Source organism: Pseudarthrobacter sp. SL88 (genome assembly GCF_026672455.1).
Taxonomy (GTDB): Bacteria; Actinomycetota; Actinomycetes; order Actinomycetales; family Micrococcaceae; genus Arthrobacter.
Map to the genome: position 1 here is coordinate 1,586,941 of NZ_JAPPRD010000001.1, position 18,950 is coordinate 1,605,890.

Sequence of the window (18,950 nt, forward strand, 5' to 3'; positions counted from 1 at the left end):
GGCTTCAACGATCCTGCTTGAATGTCAGGCCCGGCTCTCACGCGGACGCAAGAACCGGCCGGATTCCTGCGGCCGCTTAAGCAATAGAGGTCCTGGCCTGCATCGGCAAGGCCAGGACCTCCTTTCGGTGCCCCAGGAGGGAATCGAACCCCCGACCGGCGGATTAGAAGGCCGCTGCTCTATCCCCTGAGCTACTGAGGCATCCGGTCTCCGGCCTCTCGGCCAGTGCCTCAAAAAGTTTACCCTGCCCGGGGTGCCGGTGCCGTCATCTGCAGATGACTCTCCCTCCACATCCGCCTGCGCCGGTGCCTTATGCACATAGCCCAACCTGCCTCTCCTGCCGGCTGCCCGGCGGCGCAATGCTGGTACTGCCTGCAAGGGCACCACCATTGAGACAGGACGTGAAAGATGAAAGACCTAATGACCATCCGGGGCTTCGTGGCCACGGATGTAACGAGTTCCACCACTGGCCGCGGCACCGCGAAGGCATCATTCCGCGTAGGTGTTACCTCACGCCGCTTCGACGAGTCCGCCAAGGCATGGGTGGATGAACACACCAACTGGTTTACCGTCCACGGGTACCGCCAACTCGCGGGGACCATCGGATGCAGCATCAGGAAGGGCCAGCCGGTCATCGTGGTAGGGAAACTGCGGCTCAGCACCTGGGAAAAGGACGGGCGCGTCTACCATTCGACAGTCATCTACGCCGATGCTGTGGGCCATGACCTTTCGCTCGGCTCGGCAAACTTCACCCGCACGTCATCCAAGCCCTCGCTGTCCCTGGTGGAGCCGCCCGCCGTACCCGACGACCCCCAGTCAGCCATGGGCCTGACCCAGGACGAGGCAGAAGACCACGACTTCGACCACCCCGATGACGACGCCCAACTAGCCGTTGTCATCGAGGACAGCAACGGCGAACTCGCTTCCCTGGATCTCGAAACGGGGGAACTCGCCGAAGTCTAGGGCCCATCAGCGTTCACCGTCCTGCCAGTCCCGGGCGGACGGAACGCGGCACCCCCCCGGCCGTATTCCGTCCGCCCGCCACACCCCGCCGGCGCTCAAGCGGAGCCCGCAACCGGTTACGGCGGGCCATGCCAGTCTGCGGACTGCCGGATGCTGCCGCGACCGGGCGGCAGCCCGGCACATGGCACAATGACACCATGCGGCACTCTGTAACCTCCCGTCTCACCGCCACAACGGGAGCAGCTTTGGTGCTGCTGTTATCCGGGTGCGTCAGTGGCCCTTCGCCTGCCGGGCCGGGCGTGGACAATCCGGCCATGGACCAGCAGGCGCAGAGCCAGCCGGCCCCGGAGCAGCAGTCAGGCAGCACCACGCCTTCCGCCTCTCCTGAAGCGGCGGCCACGCCCAGCGGACAGGCCCTGGCCGCCACATCCGACGCGGACAAAGCCGCCACCGAAGTGATGAAACGTACGGTTACCCAGACCCTCACCGGGTTGGCGGGAGGCACGCCCAAACCCGCAACTGCCCAGGTCACAGAGGTGCTCACAGCGGCCGGTATCGCCCCCGCAGCGCTTCAGGTATCGCAAAGCCGGACGCCCACAGGGCTTGAAGCAGATGCCATCGAAGCCGCCGTGCTGCAGGGAAAGGATTGCGTGATCGGCCAGGTCCGCGAAGGGTCCGTCACCGTGACGGTCCTCCCCGTTCTCGCGAGCGGCAAATGCTTCGTGGGGTCATGAGGCCAGTGGCCCATTCCACGCAAATGTGAGATATGCCCGCCAACCCACTAGATTTGGAACCATGGCGGAATTTATCTACACAATGACCAAGGCCCGCAAAGCCGTTGGCGAAAAACTCATCCTTGATGACGTAAGCATGTCTTTTTTCCCGGGCGCCAAGATCGGCGTTGTGGGTCCGAACGGTGCCGGTAAGTCCACCATCCTGAAGATCATGGCCGGGCTGGACACCCCATCGAACGGTGAGGCCCGGCTGAGCCCCGGCTACACCGTGGGCATCCTGCTCCAGGAACCGCCCCTGAATGAGGAAAAGACCGTCCTGGGCAACGTCCAGGAAGGCGTGGGCGAGATCTACGGCAAGATCCAGCGCTTCAATGAAATCTCCGAGGAAATGGCCAGCCCCGACGCTGACTACGACACCCTCCTCGACGAGATGGGCAAGCTCCAGGAAGCCATTGACGCCGCAGACGCCTGGGACCTCGACTCCCAGCTGGAACAGGCCATGGATGCCCTCCGCTGCCCGCCGGCCGATGCCGACGTCACCAACCTCTCCGGTGGTGAACGCCGCCGCGTGGCACTGTGCAAGCTCCTGCTGCAGAAGCCGGACCTGCTGCTGCTCGACGAGCCCACCAACCACCTCGACGCCGAAAGCGTGCTGTGGCTCGAACAGCACCTCTCCAGCTACCCCGGCGCAGTGCTCGCCGTCACCCACGACCGGTACTTCCTGGACCACGTGGCCGAGTGGATCGCCGAGGTTGACCGCGGCCACCTGTACCCGTACGAGGGCAACTACTCCACGTACCTCGAAAAGAAGCGTGCCCGCCTGGAAGTCCAGGGCAAGAAGGACGCCAAGCAGGCCAAGCGCCTCACCGAGGAACTTGAGTGGGTCCGCTCCAACGCCAAGGGCCGCCAGACCAAGTCAAAGGCCCGTCTGGCCCGCTACGAGGAGATGGCTGCCGAAGCCGACCGGACCCGCAAGCTGGACTTCGAAGAGATCCAGATCCCGCCGGGACCGCGCCTGGGTGGCGTCGTCCTCGAAGCCAAGAACCTTCAGAAGGGCTTCGAGGACCGCACGCTCATCGACGGATTGTCCTTCACCCTGCCGCGCAACGGCATCGTTGGCGTCATCGGCCCCAACGGCGTAGGCAAGACCACCCTGTTCAAGACCATCGTGGGCCTGGAACCGCTCGACGGCGGCGACCTGAAGATCGGCGAATCCGTCAAGATCTCCTACGCTGACCAGAGCCGTGGCGGCATCGACCCCAACAAGACGCTGTGGGAGGTTGTTTCCGACGGGCTCGACTTCATCCAGGTGGGCAACGTCGAAATGCCGTCCCGCGCCTATGTTGCCGCTTTCGGGTTCAAGGGCCCGGACCAGCAGAAGAAGGCCGGCGTGCTTTCCGGCGGTGAGCGCAACCGCCTGAACCTGGCGCTGACCCTGAAGCAGGGCGGCAACCTCCTGCTCCTTGACGAACCCACCAACGATCTCGACGTCGAAACCCTCAGCAGCCTGGAGAACGCGCTGCTCGAATTCCCCGGCTGCGCCGTGGTGGTTTCGCACGACCGCTGGTTCCTGGACCGGGTGGCCACCCACATCCTGGCCTACGAAGGCGACGAGGAGAACCCGTCGAAGTGGTACTGGTTCGAGGGTAACTTCGAGTCCTACGAGGAGAACAAGGTGGAGCGCCTCGGCCCCGACGCCGCCAAGCCCCACCGCGTGACCCATCGCCGCCTGACCCGCGACTAAGTCATGCGCCGGGGCCGCGGCTCCGGGCACGAAAAGGCCGGCGCGGGTGGACTATGGTCCACCTGCGCCGGCCTTTGCCATGTGGTGAAGCGCCGCCAGGGGGCCGGCAGGAACGCGGCAGCCGGAGCCCTACGCCCGGCCGGCCTTGCGGAGCTGGTGCTCCAGCACCTTGGACTGGACGGCCCCTGCCACCTTGCTTTTCAGGTCAGAGGGCACGCGGACCATGCCCTCCTGGGCCACGGAGGCAACGTGCTGTCCGGCCCGGTTGAAGATCTTTCCCGTTGCCAGGCCCCGGGCCGACTGAGCACTCGGTGACTCCTGGACGTACAGCAGCCACTCGTCCACGCGCGCCGGGCGGTGCCACCACATGGCGTGGTCCAGGCTGGCCACGTTCATGCCCGGCGTGATCCAGCTGAGGCCGTGGCGCCGCAGAATGGACTCCAGGAGCGTGTAATCACTGGCGTAGGCAAGCGCAGCGCGGTGCAGGTTCGGGTTGTCCGGCATGGGGCCGAAGGTCTTCATCCAGACGGCGTTCGCGGCCTCTTTCTCGCCAGTCGCCGAAACATACAACGGGGGATTGACGTGGCGGATGTCGAACGGCCGCTCATAGGCCCAGTGCCGTGCCACCGGGTGGTCGAACTTCCCCAGCAGGTCTGCCGTGGTGGGGAGGGACTCGGGGTCGGGGGATCCCGGCCGGCATCGCAGACTCGTGCTCGATGCCTTCATCCTCAGTCTGGAAGGACGCGATCATCGACAGGATGGGCGTGCCTTCCTGGTAGGCGTGGACCCGCCGGGCGGAGAACGACCGGCCGTCACGGAGCCGCTGGACACCAAAGGTGATGGGCTTGTTGGCGTCACCGGGCCGCAGGAAGTACCCGTGCATGGAGTGGACAGCGCGGTCCTCCTCCACCGTCCTCGTGGCCGCAACGAGCGACTGTGCCAGCACCTGGCCGCCGAACACCCGGTGGTGCGGCTGTTGCTGGGACGGACCAAGGAAAATATCCTCGTCCGTCCGCGCGCCTTCCAGCTCGCCCAGGTCCAGGAGGTTGATGAGCGACGACGTGGGGTCGCCGCCGGGAAGAGCCAGGATTCCGGCTTCGGCTTCAGTCATGGTTTGACTCTAGACGGACCCCCGGCACCGCTCAAACAAGGCGCAGCCGGTAATGTTCTTGGTGTGTCTGATCTTCTTACTTCGTCCTTCCGCTTCGCCGACCCGCGGGATCTTGCCGACCTGAAGACCTTTGCAACCCGTGCCAAAGCGATTGACGACGGCGCCATCAGGCTGCAGGCTGCAGGCTCCGTGCTGGCAGCCTACGTCTGCGTGCTGCGGCCGCGGATCCTGGGCGAAGCCACCCCCACCATCCTTGGCCTGCGCACCATGGAGCTTGCCGCGCCATCGGAAACCGATGTCACGGTGCCGCTGGCGGCGGTCCTGGACCGGCTGGCCCGGGCAGGGGCGGACGACGTCGAACTGCCCGTTCCGCCCACCACCGTCACCGAGTCGTGGACGGGCGTGGGCGCCCCGCGGGGCGGCTGGGAGCTGCTGGGTTCGGTTCCGGACGCCGAGCTTAAGTCGGCCGCGGAGGCCGGTATTGGCGAGGTGACCGGCGCCGTGCCCAACAATCCCGGGGCGCTGATGGTGAACAACGCCCGCGCCGCGGTGTGGGGCCGGGAACTGGACGCCACCGGGCTGCCGGCCGGTGCCGCATTTGCAGCACTGGCCCTTGGCTTCCTCGCCGACGGCGACCAGAAGCTCTACCGGGCCGGCCGCTGGTTCCGCCTCTCCGGCAGCCGCGGCCATGTCCTGGCGCGGACCGGCAGCGGACTCCTCTAGCCGGTTACGCGCCCGACGGACTGTTGATCATGGACAGCGCCGCGCGCTCCATGTACTCCCAGAGCGTGCCCTCGTAGAGTGCCGGCAGCTCCAGTGCGTCCACTGCCGCGCGCATGTGGAACAGCCAGCGGTCTTTGGCCTCGGGCGTCACCCTGAACGGCATGTGCCGCATCCGGAGCCGGGGATGGCCGCGTTCCTCGCCGTACGTGGTGGGGCCGCCCCAGTACTGCTCCAGGAACATGAGGAAACGCCGCTTGGCCGGCCCGAGGTCCTCTTCCGGGTACATGGGGCGCAGCAGCGGGTCGGTTGCCACGCCGTCGTAAAACACGTCGATCAGTTTGACGAAGGTGTCGTGGCCGCCCACGGCGTCGTAGAAGCTGTCGGTGTAGGCCGGCTGGCTGAAGGGATCGTTCTGCATCAGCTGGGGCCGCTGCGGCTCAATGGGGAGGCTCATGGCTACTCTCCGGCTTTCTGCTCGGTCTTCGTGTTCTCGACGCCGTGGTTGGAGCCCTGGTCAGTGGTGCCGGTGGGCCCTTCATGCAGCGGGACGTACCGGCCCTGCGAGCGGTTGCCCACCCGCAGGATCTCACCGTTGCGCAGGTACCAGATGGCGCCGTCGTCGGACCGGACCCGGGTGATGCGCAGGCCCATGGACTCCACCACTCCCACTACCTCACTGGTTTCGATCACGTCACCGATGCCGAACTGGTCTTCAATGGTGATGAAGATCCCGGCCAGGAAGTCGCGGATCAGCTGCTGCGCGCCGAAGCCGATGGCCACACCCAGGATGCCCACGCTGGTCAGCAGCGGCGCAATGTTGATGTCCAGGTTCTGCAGCACGTACATGCCGGTGATGACCACCACCAGTACGCCCACCACGCTGTTCAGCAGCGAACCGATGGTTTCCGCGCGCTGTACGCGCCGTTCGTGGTCAAGTGCCCGCAGCGCCGGAGCCACCCATTTGAAGGTCCGTTTCTTAAAGAAGTTGCTCCCGGCCGCCACGCGGGTGGTGATCCGCGAAATGACGAAGGTCGCCACCAGCCAGACGGCGACGCCCACGCCGAGACTGATCACAATCCCGGTAATGCTGATGCCGTCCGGATCGGTGGCGGCGGACGGAAGGACTGACAACATGCTGACCATATGGGGGAAGTGCTCCTTGAAACTTGGCTCTGTTCACCTTCAACCCTAGCGCCGTAGCGTGGAGCAATGCGCATCCTCGTCCTGGGCGGAACCGCCTTCCTGTCAGCAGAAATCGCCCGCCAGGCCATAGCCGCAGGCCAGCGCGTAACGTGCCTGGCCAGGGGCACGTCCGGGCGGCCGCCCGAGGGCGCGGTGTGGCTGCAGGCCGACCGTTCACTGGGCGCGAACGCCTACGACGACGCGGCGGGGGAATGGGATGCTGTGATTGAGGTGGCACGCGACCCGGGCCTGGCTCGCGATGCGCTGGAAAGCCTCGGGGCCCGCTCCGGACACTGGACGCTGGTGTCCAGCTGCTCGGTGTATGCGGACCATTCGGTGCCCGGCGCCGCAGAGGACGCGGCACTGCTGCCGCCGCTTGCTGACGGGGAGGCGTCGACGCCGGAGACCTACGGCGAGTCCAAATCAGCCATTGAAGCGGCCACCGCTGAGCTGGCCGGCGGCAGGGCCCATATTGTCCGTGCGGGCCTTATCGCCGGTCCTGGCGACGGCTCCGACCGCTACGGCTACTGGCCGGCCCGCTTCGCCCGGGACAACACGCCTGTGGTGGTCCCCGGCATCGGCACTGCCCCCACGCAGGTCATCGACGTCCGGGACCTCGCGGCATGGATCCTCAAAGCCGCCGGCCAGGGGACCACGGGAGCCCTGAACGCCTTGGGGGACCAGGTGCCTTTCGCCCAATACGTGGCCGCGTCACGGGAGGCTGCAGGCCACACCGGCCACATCCTGGATGCCCCGCCGGAGTGGCTCGCCGGCCAGGGCATCGCGTACTGGTCGGGGCCGGATTCGCTGCCGTTGTGGCTTCCACCCGGCCACGACGGATTCATGGCCCGCAGCAACCAGGCAGCCAGGGACGCGGGGCTGGTGCTGCGCCCCTGGGAGGAGACCATCGCGGACGTCCTGCGGGATGAGCGTGTCCGGGGCCTGCGCCGGCCACGCAACGCCGGGCTGGCACCGGACACCGAAGCCGGGCTGGTCCGCCGGCTCCGGGCGGGAGGGCAGTCCAGCGCCGGCAACGTCGCCTAAGCCGCCACGGTGACGGGTTCGTGGCCTACCGGGAAATTGACGCTCCGGGCAATGAAGCAGACCTGGTTCGCCTCATGATGCAGTGACGCCGCCAGTTCCACCTGCCCCGGGTCCGCCACGGTGACCCGCGGATGCAGGGTCACGCTCTGGAACTGGCCGCTTCCGTCGCGGTTCAGCACCATCTCTCCGGTGGCGTCGTCCCGGTAGTCCGTGACCACCACGCCATGCTTCACCGCGACGTGGAGGTAGGACAGCATGTGGCACTGCGCCAGGGCAGCCAGCAGCAGCTGCTCCGGGTTGTACCGCCCGCGGTCACCGTGGAAGGTGGGGTCTGCCGAGCCTTTCAGGACCGGAAGGCCCGGAATGGCGACGTCGTGGTCCCGCGAGTAACCGCGGTAGGACGAGGTCCCCTCACCGCGGTTACCCGTCCATTGGACGGTCAAGGCGTACTTGTGTTCGTGCAGGCCCATGGCTGCGTTCCCTTCCTGTCAGGCGTCCGCGGCGCGGGCGCGCAGTGCCCGGGCCACGCCGTCGCGGTTTTCCAGCATCATCCGGCGCAGCGCGGCGCTCTCCTGGGGGAGTGACGCCAGGAATCCGTCCGTGCGGTCCACCGTGGCCTGGGTGGTCAGCAGCGCCGGGTAGAGCCCGACGACGACCTGCTGGGCAAGTGCGTGCGTGCGGGTGGCCACGATGCCCGGGACAGCGGCGAAATACATCTCGGCGTAGGGTTCCAGCAGCGACCGGTCCAGCACCCGCATGAACCCGGCCACGGCCGAACCCTGCAACGCATTGGAGAGATCGCCTTTGACCACGATCGACTCCCAGGCTGCGGCTTTGGCCTCGGGGGTGGGGATGGCCGCCGTGGCCAGGGCCGCAGCGTTCTGCCCGCTGGCGGTCTTGTCCCGCTGCAGCTCGGCGTCGATCCCGTCCTGCCCCAGCCTGCCGCCGGCCACCAGGGAAGCCACCAGCTCCCAGCGCAGGTCCTGGTCCACGGTCAGTCCATCCAAAGCGACTGACCCGTCCAGGAGCCCGGCCACGCGGTCCAGCTGGGTAGTGCTGCCGGCCAGCAGGGCAAAGGACTTAACGAACTGGAGTTGCGCGTCGGAACCGCCGGCAACTTCCTGCGCCAGCTCCCAGAGCCGGTCCGCGGCCGCAGCGGTGGTGGCTTCGCGGTGTTCCTCGGCCACGTAGAAGTTCAGCGTGGTGGCCAGCTGGCGCAGCTGCACCAGGATGACCGAGGAATCTGTTTCGGCGGCGACGTTGGCCAGGACCAGCTCAACGTAGGCGCGCGCCGGAGTTTCGCCGTCCCGTGCCGCGTCCCACGCCGAATTCCAGACCAGCGTGCGCGGCAGGCTTTCCTGGAAGTCCTTCAGGTGTGCCGTCGCGGTCGCCAGGGACTTCGGGTCGAGGCGGACCTTGGCGTAGGCGAGGTCGTCGTCGTTGACCAGGATGAGGTCCGGCTGCCGGAGTCCGGCCAGGGCAGGGACGTCGGTGCGTTCGCCGTCGACGTCCAGTTCCTCACGGTGCACGCGTTCAAGCCTGCCGGCGGCATTCAGGTTGTAGAACCCCACGGCCAGCCGGTGCGGACGGATGGTGGGCCACTCGGGCACGGCGGACTGCAGGATGGCAAAGGACCTCAGCGTCCCGTCGGAATCCAGGTCAAGCTCTGGAACCAGGGTGTTCACGCCCGCGGTCTCCAGCCACTGCCGGCCCCAGTCGTCCAGGTCGCGGCCACTTGCTTTTTCGAGCTCCACCAGCAGGTCGCGCAGCTCGGTGTTGGCCCAGGAGTGCTTGGCAAAGTATTCCCGGACGCCGGCCATAAACTGCTCCGGACCCACCCAGGCCACCAGCTGCCGCAGGACCGAAGCGCCTTTGGCGTAGGTGATGCCGTCGAAGTTCACCTCAACGTCCTGCAGGTCGTTGATCTCAGCGAAGATCGGGTGGGTGGTGGGCAGCTGGTCCTGGCGGTAGGCCCAGGACTTCTCCACCGAGGCGAACGTGGTCCAGGCACTGGTGAAGGACGTGGCCTCCACGGCCGCCAGGTGGGACATGTACTCGGCGAAGGATTCGTTCAGCCACAAATCGTTCCACCACCGCATGGTCACCAGGTCGCCGAACCACATGTGCGCGAGTTCGTGAAGCACAGTGATGGCGCGGCGTTCGATCTGCGCCCCCGTTACCTTGCTCCGGAAGACGTAGCCTTCCAGGATGGTCACGGCCCCGGCGTTCTCCATGGCGCCGGCGTTGAACTCCGGGACGAACAGCTGGTCGTACTTTTCGAACGGGTAGGGGCAGCCGAACTGTGCTTCGAAGAAGCCGAAGCCCTGGCGTGTGAGTTCGAAGATGTTATCCGCATCCAGGTACTGCATCAGCGACTTGCGGGCAAAAACGCCCAGCGGGATGACCCGCCCGTCGGAGCTTGTGACCTCGCTGCGGACTGACTGGTACGGGCCCGCAATCAGGGCTGTGACGTAAGAGGGAAGCCGGGGCGTCGGTGCGAAGGTCCACACCGAGCGGGCTCCGCCGTCGCCGGACGCGGAGGTTGCGGCCGGTGTGGGTGTGGGGGAGTTTGAGATGACGTCCCAGTGCGAGGGCGCGGTGACGGTGAAGGCGAACGTCGCCTTGAGGTCCGGCTGCTCGAAGACGGCAAACATCCGGCGGGAATCGGGCACTTCGAACTGTGTGTACAGGTAGACCTCGTTGTCCACGGGGTCAACGAAACGGTGCAGGCCCTCGCCGGTGTTCATGTACGGCGCATCCGCCACCACCGTCAGCTCATTGTGGTCCTGCAGGCCGGGCAGCTGGATCCGCACGCCGTCGGCCACGGCGGCGGGGTCCAGGCTCTTGCCGTTCAGGGTCACGCTGTGCACCGTGTGCGTTACGGCGTCGATGAACGTCTCAGCGCCGGCAGCGGCTCCGAATTTCACCGTAGTGGTGCTGCCGAACACCTCACTGCCGCGGGTCAGGTCCAGGCTGACCTCGTAGGACTCGACGGTTATCAGTTCTGCGCGGGCGCGGGCTTCGTCGCGCGTCAGGTTCATGCCTGGCAAGGAGACCTCCAGAAGACGTTGGCTGCTGCGGTGCCGGCGGTAGCCGGCTCCGGCTCTGATCATTCTTGCACTGCCCGGACCCTGGCACGTTGCGCAGGTCACGTCCCCGCCGCACCTTTCGCTCCGGCCCCTCCGGGGGGCCAGCCAGCGGGGGTAGCGTTAATCCCATGGGAAAGATTCTGGACAGGGTGGACCGGAAGGCGCTGCGTTTCGCCGTCGGCTTCCCCGTGGTCCTGGCCGGTGCGTTCGTCTTCTGCGCGTCGCTGCTGCGGCGTGACCTTCCGGAGCCGCTCGCCATCCAGTGGACGGACGACGGCGGCGCCGCCTTCGCCCCGTTCGGCGCCTATGCAGGCGGCGGAGCAGCGCTGATCCTCGCCGCGGGCTGGCTGGTCCTCTCGCAGGCACTGCCGCTGGGCAGGCCGGTTGTGATGCGCCGGATCATGATGGGCGTCGGGCTGTTCCTGAGCCTCTTCGTGACCACCGTGCTCGCCGCCGGCCTGGTGGGCCAGGCCGGCGTCACCGATGCGCGCAACTCCCACGTCGACCTGACAGTCCTGGCGCTGGGGAGCGGAGCTGCCGTGTCGCTGGGTGTCACGCTCGCTTTCGTCTACAAGGCAGACCAGCACTGGTCCGTGGATGACGACCGGGCGCTGCAGCGCGCCCTGACCCGTGAAGCCGACCCCGACCTGGCCGCGGATACCGTCAGGTTGTGGGTGCACGCGCGCAGCTCGGTCTTCGTCATGATCGGCATCGCCTCACTGTTCCCCGCCGCGCTCATCGCCATCGCGGTGCCTTGGCTTGGTGGCCTCCTGGTGCTCCTCGCGGTGGTGGGTGCGGGCTTCCTCTTCGCCCGGGTGAAGGCCGACAGGTACGGGTTGAAAGTCCTCCTGGCGGGCGTCCTGCCGGTCATGGATGTTCCAGCCGGATCCATCACCGCCGCCAGCGCAGCAGACCTGAAGGCGGCAGACTACGGCGGGTGGGGCTACCGGCACCACGGCGGCACCGACGCCATGCTCGTAGGCAGCGGCCCCGCCGTCGTCGTCAGCAAAACCGACGGCCGGCGCCTGGCCGTCAGCGGGGGCAGCCAGGCATCCGCCGCGCGCCTTGCCGACGTACTCACCCGGGTGGCCGCCAGGGCCCGGAAAGGCGGAAGCCCGTCATCCGGCGGCCAAGTCCCGGGCTCCTAGTATCCTTGTCCGTGTTGTTTCCCGGGCCGGCGCCCACCCCGCCGGCCGCCAGCGCCGCCAAACCGAACGGAACCTGAACGTGACCTCATCCCCTTCCTTCCCGCGGGTCCACATCGCCACCGACCATGCAGGAATGGAGCTCAGCGCCCACCTGGTCTCCCACCTCACCGCCAAGGGCTACGACGTGGTGGACCACGGTCCCAAGGCCTACGACGCCCAGGACGACTACCCGTCCTTCTGCATCAACGCAGCCCTCGCTGTCGTGGCCGACCAGGAGGCGGGCGTTCACGCCCTGGGCATTGTGCTGGGCGGCTCGGGCAATGGCGAGCAGATCGCGGCCAACAAGGTCAAGGGCGTCCGGGCAGCACTGGCGTGGAACCTCTCCACCGCCACCCTGGCCCGTGAGCACAACGACGCCAACGTGGTGGCCGTCGGCGGCCGCCAGCACTCCGTAGAGGAAGCCACCGGTCTGATCGAGGCGTTCCTGGCCGAGCCGTTCAGCAACGACGAACGCCACGTCCGCCGGATCGGCAAGATCGCGGCCTACGAAACCACCGGCGAGGTCATCGAATAGTGCCCGAAGGCCACTCTGTCCGCCGGCTGGCCCGCCAGTTCGGGGACGTCTTCACGGGAGAACGCCTCTCCGTCTCCAGCCCGCAAGGCAGGTTCAGCGGGGGAGCGGCCCTGCTGGACGGCCACACCCTGGTAGCCGCCGAAGCACACGGCAAGCACCTGTTCCTGCACTTCGACAACGCCCTGGTGCTGCACGTACACCTTGGCCTGTACGGCGCGTGGAGCTTTGGCGGTGACCGGACGTTCACCGGATCTTCCAGCATCGGAGCGCCCCGCCGGGTCGGGGAGCAGGAGTCGCCTGCCGGCAGCGACGCCGACGCCTCCTACGCGGGGCCGCCCGCCCCCGTAGGCGCCGTCAGGGTCCGGCTGGCCAGCGGTCATGGCTGGGCTGACCTGCGCGGTGCCACGACGTGCGAAGCCATCACTGCCGCGGAAGCCGAAGCCGTGCTGGCACGCCTAGGGCCGGACCCGCTCCGGAACCTGCGCGGTGACGCCGGCCGCTTCGCCAGGAACCTCCGCACCCGCAAGACTCCCGTCGCGGCACTGCTGATGGACCAGAAGATCATCGCCGGCGTGGGCAACGTCTATCGTGCCGAGGTCCTGTTCCGCCGCCGGCTGGACCCCTGGATGCCGGGGACGGACGTGACGGAACCGGACGCCCGGAACCTGTGGCGCGACGTCGTCAACGTCATGACCGACGGCGTGGCGGACGGCAGGATCATCACCACACCCCCGCGGTACTGGGCGGTCAACGGCACCACGGCGGCAAAAGCTGTCCGTGCCGGGCAGGACGTTCCGGCCAAGAGCGGCAGCTTTCCGCGCGGCGAGGACGCCCACTACGTCTACAAACGGCAGGGGCTGCCATGCCGGGTCTGCCGCACCCTGGTGCTGATCGCCGAACTCGCCGGCCGCAACCTGTACTGGTGCCCGTTCTGCCAGCAACCGCAGGAACACGCTTAAAGCACAAAGGCCCCTCCGAGGAGGGGCCTTTGCTGGTTGGAGGGGACGACGGGAATCGAACCCGCGTAATCAGTTTGGAAGACTGAGGCTTTACCATTAAGCTACGTCCCCGAAGGAAGCTCCGTTTTCGCGGAATCTTCGGGATGGCTGTTCAAGCCGGATACAACTAAACCTAATCCATGGCCCACGTGTCAAATGTGCATTCGCGACGCGTATCACCGTAGACTTGCCTGTGCACTTACGGGGTGTAGCTCAGCTTGGCTAGAGCGCCTGCTTTGGGAGCAGGAAGTCGCAGGTTCAAATCCTGTCACCCCGACTCTGCGGCCCGGCCATTCGGATCGGGCAGGAACATTGCGTTTCGCAGAGACCCATCCCACAATCCCAGGAGTACTTAGACCGTGAAGAGCGCTGTCGAGAACCTCACCCCCACGCGGGTCAAGCTCAACGTTGAGGTTCCCTTTGAGGAACTGAAGCCCAGCATCGACTCGGCTTACAAGACCGTTGCTTCGCAGATCCAGGTCCCTGGGTTCCGTAAGGGCAAGGTCCCCGCAAAGCTCATCGACCAGCGCGTCGGCCGCGGCTATGTCCTCGAAACCGCCATTAACGACGGCCTCAACGGCTGGTACCAGGCTGCCGTGCAGGAATCCGGCATCCGCCCCCTGAGCCGTCCCGAGGTTGAGATCACCGAGGTTCCGGACCCCTCCGCCACCGACGGCGGCCTGAAGTTCGCTGCCGAGGTTGACGTCCGTCCCGAGATCGAACTGCCCGACTACGCCGGCATCAAGGTTGAGGTTGCCGCCGCCGAGTCCTCCGACGAAGACGTTGACAAGGCCCTGGACGAACTCCGCGGCCGCTTCGGCACGCTGAAGTCAGTTGACCGTCCGGCCGCCGACGGTGACTTCCTCACCATCGACATCACCGCCACGATCGACGGCGAAGAGGTTGACTCCGCTGCGGGCCTGTCCTACCAGGTGGGCGCCGGCACCATGCTTGAGGGCATGGACGAGGCCGTCACCGGGCTCAGCGTCGACGAAGACGCGATCTTCGACACCACCCTTGTCGGCGGCGACCACGCCGGCGAAGCTGCACAGGTGAAGGTTGCCGTCAAGGCCGTCAAGGAGCGCGAGCTGCCTGAGGCCAACGACGACTTCGCCCAGCTGGCTTCCGAGTTCGACACCCTCGCCGAACTGCGCGAAGACCTGGCCAAGCAGGCAGCTGAGTCCAAGGTTGTGGAGCAGGGCGTCGAGGCCCGCGACAAGGTCCTGGACAAGCTCGTTGAGCTGGTCGAGGTTCCCGTGCCGGACAGCGTTGTCGAAGAGCAGCTCGAGGCCCACTTCAAGGAAGGCAACGGCCACGGCGAAGGCGAGCACGACACCGAGGAGCACCGCGAGGAAGTGCGCGCGAACACCGCCCGCGCTTTCCAGAACGAGATCATCCTCGACGCCATCGCCGAGAAGGAAGAAGTCGACGTCAGCCAGAATGAACTGATCGACTACATCGTCACCACGGCCAGCCAGTACGGCATGGACCCCAACCAGTTCGCCCAGATCATCGATCAGAGCGGCCAGGTCCCCATGATGGTTTCCGAGGTCCGCCGCCGCAAGGCACTGGCAGTGGTGCTGGGCCAGGCCACGGTCACCGACTCCGAAGGAAACACCGTTGACCTGAGCGACTTCGTCCGCCCCGGCGGCGAAGAGGAAGCTCCGGCTGCCGACGCCGAGGTCACTGGGGCTGACGCCGCAGAGGGCGAAGCCACTGAGGTTCCTGCCGAGGACGAGAAGGCTGAAGCCAAGGCATAGCCTCCACACAGGCATAGACGAACGGCCCCCGGATCAACTGATCCGGGGGCCGTTCGCGTTGAAACGCCGCGGCAGGGCGCCGGGCGCCGGCATCGTGCGCCGTCAGCGAACAGCCGCTGGGGCGCGAACAAAATGTCGGTGAAACCGGTTAGTGTCCAAGTAGTGATTTTCAGTGATGTCACCGTCACCAGCGAGAGGTAAGTAAACATGTCACAGCACCAAGAGGCCCCCCGGATGGCGACCGTCGATCCCGCAGCCCAGGACAACTACATTTACAACCGACTCCTGAAGGAGCGCATCATCTGGCTCGGGTCGGAGGTGCGTGACGACAACGCCAACGCCATCTGCTCGCAGCTGCTGCTCCTCTCCGCCGAGAACCCCGAGAAGGACATCTACCTTTACATCAACTCTCCCGGCGGATCCGTGACGGCCGGCATGGCCATCTACGACACCATGCAGTTCATCCCCAACGACGTCGTCACCGTGGCCACCGGCCTTGCCGCTTCCATGGGGCAGTTCCTGCTCTCCTCCGGCACCAAGGGCAAGCGCTACGCGACCCCCAACGCCCGCGTCCTGATGCACCAGCCCTCGGGCGGCATCGGCGGCACTGCGTCGGACATCAAGATCCAGGCTGAGCTCATCCTGCACATGAAGAAGGTCATGGCAGAGCTGACCGCCGACCAGACCGGCCAGACCGTCGAGACCATCCTCAAGGACAACGACCGCGACAAGTGGTTCACGGCTGCCGAAGCGCTCGAGTACGGCTTCTTCGACAAGATCGCCGCGCACGCGGGCTCCGTCTCCGGCGGCGGCGGAACCTCCAACGGCTCCGGCCAGTCGTCCTCCGAGAACTAATTCCCGGCTACCAGAACCCTTTCGATCAGGAGCAATAACTATGAACTACAACTTCGGGTGGTCTGCCGGTAATCTTCCGTCCAGCCGCTACGTCCTGCCGCAGTTCGAGGAACGCACACCTTACGGCTTCAAGCGCCAGGACCCGTACACCAAGCTCTTCGAGGACCGCATCATCTTCCTCGGCGTGCAGGTGGATGACGCCTCGGCCGATGACATCATGGCCCAGCTGCTGGTGCTCGAGTCCACTGACCCGGACCGCGACATCACCCTCTACATCAACTCTCCCGGCGGCTCGTTCACGGCAATGACTGCCATCTACGACACCATGCAGTACATCCGCCCGGAGATCCAGACGGTGTGCCTGGGCCAGGCCGCCAGCGCCGCAGCCGTCCTGCTCGCTGCAGGTACCCCGGGCAAGCGCCTGGCACTGCCCAACGCCCGCGTCCTGATCCACCAGCCCGCGCTGTCCGGCGGCCAGGGCGGACAGGCATCGGACCTGGAGATCCAGGCAGCCGAAGTGATGCGCATGCGGTCCTGGCTCGAGGACACCCTCGCCCACCACTCCGGCCGGACGTCCGAGCAGGTCAACAACGACATCGAGCGCGACAAGATCCTGACCGCTGCAGAGGCACAGTCCTACGGCCTGATCGACCAGGTCCTGGATTCACGCAAGATCAAACCTCAGGCAATTACGAGGTAGCAGTACCCAAAACGCCGGCGGGGCCAGTTCATTTTGGCCCCGCCGGCCTTTTCCTTCCACCCTTGGGAGCCAATGTGACCTAGAGTGGAAGTTGTCACAAACCGGCCCGCACGGTCCGGGGAAGATTCCAGCAACGGTGCAAGCTGCGCGGCAGCAGGATACTAAGGGGTTCACATATGGCTCGGATTGGCGAGAGCACGGATCTGCTGAAGTGCTCTTTCTGCGGAAAGAGCCAGAAGCAGGTGCGGAAGCTCATTGCCGGGCCCGGTGTCTACATCTGTGATGAGTGCATCGAACTGTGCAACGAAATCATCGAAGAGGAACTCGCCGAAGTCGCAGACCTTGGCAGCTTTGAACTGCCCAAGCCACGGGAGATCTTCGACTTCCTGCAGGAATACGTCATTGGCCAGGAACCGGCCAAACGGTCCCTCGCCGTCGCGGTTTACAACCACTACAAACGCATCCAGGCGGGCCACGCGCCGAAGTCCGGAAACCTCGGCGACAGCGGCCACCACGACGACGTCGAGATCGCCAAGTCAAACATCCTGCTGATTGGCCCCACGGGCTGCGGAAAAACCTACCTCGCCCAGACGCTCGCCCGCCGCCTCAACGTGCCGTTCGCCGTCGCCGACGCCACCGCACTTACCGAGGCCGGGTATGTCGGCGAAGACGTCGAAAACATCCTCCTGAAGCTCATCCAGGCCGCGGACTACGACGTCAAGAAGGCCGAGCAGGGCATCATCTACATCGACGAGATCGACAAGATCTCGCGGAAGAGCGAAAATCCGTCGATAACCCGCGATGTTTCCGGTGAAGGCGTGCAGCAGGCGCTCCTGAAAATCCTCGAAGGCACTGTTGCCTCGGTGCCGCCGCAGGGCGGACGCAAGCACCCGCACCAGGAATTCATCCAGATAGACACCACGAACGTCCTGTTCATCGTCGCAGGTGCCTTCGCCGGACTCGAAGAGATCATCGGGTCCCGGTCCGGCCGCAAGGGTATCGGCTTCGGTGCACCCCTGAACGACGCGAGCAAGAAGGTGGATTCCTACGGCGAAGTGATGCCGGAGGACCTGCTTAAGTTCGGCCTGATCCCCGAGTTCATTGGCCGCCTCCCGGTCATCACCACGGTTTCCAACCTGGACCGTGACGCCCTGATCCAGATCCTGTCCACGCCCAAGAACGCACTGGTCAAGCAGTACCAGAAGATGTTCCAGATTGACGGCGTGGAGCTGGTCTTCGACGACGGCGCCCTGGACGCGATCGCCGACCAAGCCCTGGAGCGCGGCACGGGAGCCCGCGGACTGCGCGCCATCCTTGAGGAAGTCCTGTTGCCGGTGATGTTCGATCTTCCCAGCCGTGAAGACGTGGCCAGCGTAGTCATCACCGAGGATGTCGTCCTCCGCGGCGCCGAGCCCACCATGATCCCGCACGTGACCAAGCGGCGGAAGTCCGCCTGAGGCGCGTTGCCCGCAACACCCCCGTCAGCGGTTCCTGCCGCCTGCGCAGCCACCCCTACCTGAAGGATTAGCCATGACTGAAACCGCCAAGAACCGGGCCGACTTCTGGTTTGATCCGCTGTGCCCGTTCGCCTGGATCACCTCACGCTGGATCGGCGAGGTGGAAGCCGTCCGCGACATCGAAACCGTCTGGCACGTGATGAGCCTGGCAGTCCTCAACGAAGGACGCGACCTCGACCCCGAGTACCGCAAGTCCATGGACAACGCGTGGGGCATGGTGCGCGTGATCATCGCCGCCCAGCAGGAACACGGCGACGCCACCGTCAAGGCTCTCTACGATGCCATGGGCACCCTGATCCACGAGGGCGGCGAAAAGGACCGTACCGTCGTCATCACGAAGGCCCTGGCCGAGTGCGGGCTTCCCGCCACCCTGGCAGAGGCTGCTGATTCTGACGCCTACGATGCCAAGCTCCGGGCCAGCCACGAAGAAGGCATCTCCCTCGTGGGCCAGGACGTCGGCACCCCGGTTGTCGCCTTCAACGGCACGGCATTCTTCGGACCTGTCCTCACCCGAATCCCGCGCGGTGACGTGGCCGGCAAGCTGTGGGACGCCACCACTGCGATTGCCTCCTACCCGCACTTCTTCGAGCTGAAGCGCAGCCGAACCGAACGCCCCGAATTCGGCTGAGCCGGTACGCGGCCGCCGCCGCAGAAGTCCTCAAAGGGCCCCGGAAGAACTACTGCCATGTAGTTCTTCCGGGGCCCTTGTGCTTGCCTGCGCGCAGGATCAAAATAGTTCTTACCAACTTCGAAAGAAGGCGGACGCAGGAACCAAAGATCCAGTGAAATGTATTCGACGCAGCCTTTG

At 65.9% G+C, this 18,950-nt stretch carries 17 protein-coding genes, 3 tRNA genes and 1 pseudogene; 14 read left to right on the plus strand and 7 right to left on the minus strand.

Annotated elements, in window-relative coordinates:
* Positions 1–128: 128 nt before the first annotated feature.
* Positions 129–201, minus strand: a tRNA-Arg gene (locus tag OVA06_RS07315).
* 207 nt (positions 202–408) lie between these two features.
* Between OVA06_RS07315 and OVA06_RS07320 the strand changes: the two genes are divergently transcribed.
* From OVA06_RS07320 to ettA, 3 genes are all read left to right on the plus strand, one after another.
* A complete protein-coding gene (locus OVA06_RS07320) occupies positions 409–963 on the plus strand; it encodes a single-stranded DNA-binding protein (RefSeq protein ID WP_268157319.1) in 555 nt (184 codons plus the stop codon).
* A 197-nt stretch (positions 964–1,160) separates the two neighbouring features.
* Entirely contained in the window at positions 1,161–1,697 is a 537-nt protein-coding gene (locus OVA06_RS07325) for a DUF6993 domain-containing protein (RefSeq protein ID WP_268157322.1), read from the plus strand.
* A 61-nt stretch (positions 1,698–1,758) separates the two neighbouring features.
* Positions 1,759–3,441 (plus strand): energy-dependent translational throttle protein EttA, encoded by a 1,683-nt coding sequence (ettA, locus tag OVA06_RS07330; RefSeq protein ID WP_056079796.1) that lies wholly within the window; start codon positions 1,759–1,761, stop codon positions 3,439–3,441.
* 129 nt (positions 3,442–3,570) lie between these two features.
* Here the strand turns inward: ettA and OVA06_RS07335 are convergent.
* Positions 3,571–4,552, minus strand: a pseudogene (locus OVA06_RS07335) (acyl-CoA thioesterase).
* A 63-nt stretch (positions 4,553–4,615) separates the two neighbouring features.
* Between OVA06_RS07335 and OVA06_RS07340 the strand changes: the two are divergent.
* Positions 4,616–5,275 carry a hypothetical protein gene (locus tag OVA06_RS07340; RefSeq protein ID WP_268157325.1) on the plus strand — a complete coding sequence of 220 codons (660 nt, stop codon included), beginning with the start codon at positions 4,616–4,618 and terminating at the stop codon, positions 5,273–5,275.
* Between the two features lie 4 nt (positions 5,276–5,279).
* Here the strand turns inward: OVA06_RS07340 and OVA06_RS07345 are convergent, their stop codons facing one another.
* Together OVA06_RS07345 and OVA06_RS07350 are read right to left on the minus strand one after the other, a co-directional pair.
* A complete protein-coding gene (locus OVA06_RS07345; RefSeq protein ID WP_056079785.1) occupies positions 5,280–5,729 on the minus strand; it encodes a globin in 450 nt (149 codons plus the stop codon).
* A 2-nt stretch (positions 5,730–5,731) separates the two neighbouring features.
* The gene (locus OVA06_RS07350) at positions 5,732–6,418 is read right to left on the minus strand and encodes a mechanosensitive ion channel family protein (protein WP_056079782.1); all 687 of its coding nucleotides are present in this window, start codon (positions 6,416–6,418) and stop codon (positions 5,732–5,734) included.
* Between the two features lie 66 nt (positions 6,419–6,484).
* On the opposite strand from OVA06_RS07350, the gene OVA06_RS07355 reads away from it, so the two are divergent.
* Positions 6,485–7,501 carry an NAD-dependent epimerase/dehydratase family protein gene (locus OVA06_RS07355; protein WP_268157327.1) on the plus strand — a complete coding sequence of 339 codons (1,017 nt, stop codon included), beginning with the start codon at positions 6,485–6,487 and terminating at the stop codon, positions 7,499–7,501.
* Here the strand turns inward: OVA06_RS07355 and OVA06_RS07360 are convergent.
* Both OVA06_RS07360 and pepN read right to left on the minus strand, forming a co-directional pair.
* Complete coding sequence (locus OVA06_RS07360) at positions 7,498–7,971, minus strand: OsmC family protein (RefSeq protein ID WP_261619098.1); 474 nt, start codon at positions 7,969–7,971, stop codon at positions 7,498–7,500. The genes OVA06_RS07355 and OVA06_RS07360 overlap by 4 nt on opposite strands.
* 18 nt (positions 7,972–7,989) lie before the next feature.
* On the minus strand, positions 7,990–10,542 hold the full coding sequence (gene pepN / locus OVA06_RS07365; RefSeq protein ID WP_268160677.1) for an aminopeptidase N: 2,553 nt from the start codon (positions 10,540–10,542) through the stop codon (positions 7,990–7,992).
* A gap of 176 nt (positions 10,543–10,718) precedes the next feature.
* Between pepN and OVA06_RS07370 the strand changes: the two genes are divergently transcribed.
* From OVA06_RS07370 to OVA06_RS07380, 3 genes are all read left to right on the plus strand, one after another.
* Positions 10,719–11,738, plus strand: a complete 1,020-nt coding sequence (locus OVA06_RS07370; RefSeq protein WP_261619099.1) for a hypothetical protein — start codon at positions 10,719–10,721, stop codon at positions 11,736–11,738.
* 79 nt (positions 11,739–11,817) lie between these two features.
* Complete coding sequence (locus tag OVA06_RS07375; protein ID WP_056079767.1) at positions 11,818–12,312, plus strand: ribose-5-phosphate isomerase; 495 nt, start codon at positions 11,818–11,820, stop codon at positions 12,310–12,312.
* A complete protein-coding gene (locus tag OVA06_RS07380) occupies positions 12,312–13,271 on the plus strand; it encodes an Fpg/Nei family DNA glycosylase (protein WP_268157330.1) in 960 nt (319 codons plus the stop codon). The genes OVA06_RS07375 and OVA06_RS07380 overlap by 1 nt, the downstream gene beginning before the upstream one ends.
* Before the next feature lie 37 nt (positions 13,272–13,308).
* On the opposite strand, the gene OVA06_RS07385 is transcribed toward OVA06_RS07380, so the two are convergent.
* A tRNA-Gly gene (locus OVA06_RS07385) sits at positions 13,309–13,382 on the minus strand.
* Between the two features lie 130 nt (positions 13,383–13,512).
* Here OVA06_RS07385 and OVA06_RS07390 point away from each other — a divergent pair.
* The 6 genes from OVA06_RS07390 (at position 13,513) to OVA06_RS07415 (ending at position 18,770) form a co-directional block, all read left to right on the plus strand.
* Positions 13,513–13,587, plus strand: a tRNA-Pro gene (locus OVA06_RS07390).
* Between the two features lie 82 nt (positions 13,588–13,669).
* Complete coding sequence (gene tig / locus OVA06_RS07395; protein ID WP_268157333.1) at positions 13,670–15,070, plus strand: trigger factor; 1,401 nt, start codon at positions 13,670–13,672, stop codon at positions 15,068–15,070.
* 234 nt (positions 15,071–15,304) lie between these two features.
* Entirely contained in the window at positions 15,305–15,925 is a 621-nt protein-coding gene (locus OVA06_RS07400; protein WP_015937344.1) for an ATP-dependent Clp protease proteolytic subunit, read from the plus strand.
* Positions 15,926–15,965: 40 nt separating this feature from the next.
* Complete coding sequence (locus OVA06_RS07405) at positions 15,966–16,625, plus strand: ATP-dependent Clp protease proteolytic subunit (protein WP_015937343.1); 660 nt, start codon at positions 15,966–15,968, stop codon at positions 16,623–16,625.
* A 176-nt stretch (positions 16,626–16,801) separates the two neighbouring features.
* Positions 16,802–18,082 carry an ATP-dependent Clp protease ATP-binding subunit ClpX gene (gene clpX, locus OVA06_RS07410; RefSeq protein ID WP_268157335.1) on the plus strand — a complete coding sequence of 427 codons (1,281 nt, stop codon included), beginning with the start codon at positions 16,802–16,804 and terminating at the stop codon, positions 18,080–18,082.
* 73 nt (positions 18,083–18,155) lie between these two features.
* Entirely contained in the window at positions 18,156–18,770 is a 615-nt protein-coding gene (locus OVA06_RS07415) for a mycothiol-dependent nitroreductase Rv2466c family protein (protein WP_268157337.1), read from the plus strand.
* The last annotated feature ends 180 nt before the right edge of the window (positions 18,771–18,950 follow it).

Bases quoted from the DNA above. Each gene is read 5' to 3' on its own strand.
- OVA06_RS07320 (WP_268157319.1), top strand. From the start codon at position 409: ATGAAAGACCTAATGACCATCCGGGGCTTCGTGGCCACGGATGTAACG.
- OVA06_RS07325 (WP_268157322.1), top strand. From the start codon at position 1,161: ATGCGGCACTCTGTAACCTCCCGTCTCACCGCCACAACGGGAGCAGCT.
- ettA (WP_056079796.1), top strand. From the start codon at position 1,759: ATGGCGGAATTTATCTACACAATGACCAAGGCCCGCAAAGCCGTTGGC.
- OVA06_RS07345 (WP_056079785.1), bottom strand. From the start codon at position 5,729: ATGAGCCTCCCCATTGAGCCGCAGCGGCCCCAGCTGATGCAGAACGAT.
- OVA06_RS07350 (WP_056079782.1), bottom strand. From the start codon at position 6,418: ATGGTCAGCATGTTGTCAGTCCTTCCGTCCGCCGCCACCGATCCGGAC.
- OVA06_RS07355 (WP_268157327.1), top strand. From the start codon at position 6,485: ATGCGCATCCTCGTCCTGGGCGGAACCGCCTTCCTGTCAGCAGAAATC.
- OVA06_RS07360 (WP_261619098.1), bottom strand. From the start codon at position 7,971: ATGGGCCTGCACGAACACAAGTACGCCTTGACCGTCCAATGGACGGGT.
- pepN (WP_268160677.1), bottom strand. From the start codon at position 10,542: ATGAACCTGACGCGCGACGAAGCCCGCGCCCGCGCAGAACTGATAACC.
- OVA06_RS07370 (WP_261619099.1), top strand. From the start codon at position 10,719: ATGGGAAAGATTCTGGACAGGGTGGACCGGAAGGCGCTGCGTTTCGCC.
- OVA06_RS07400 (WP_015937344.1), top strand. From the start codon at position 15,305: ATGGCGACCGTCGATCCCGCAGCCCAGGACAACTACATTTACAACCGA.
- OVA06_RS07405 (WP_015937343.1), top strand. From the start codon at position 15,966: ATGAACTACAACTTCGGGTGGTCTGCCGGTAATCTTCCGTCCAGCCGC.
- clpX (WP_268157335.1), top strand. From the start codon at position 16,802: ATGGCTCGGATTGGCGAGAGCACGGATCTGCTGAAGTGCTCTTTCTGC.
- OVA06_RS07415 (WP_268157337.1), top strand. From the start codon at position 18,156: ATGACTGAAACCGCCAAGAACCGGGCCGACTTCTGGTTTGATCCGCTG.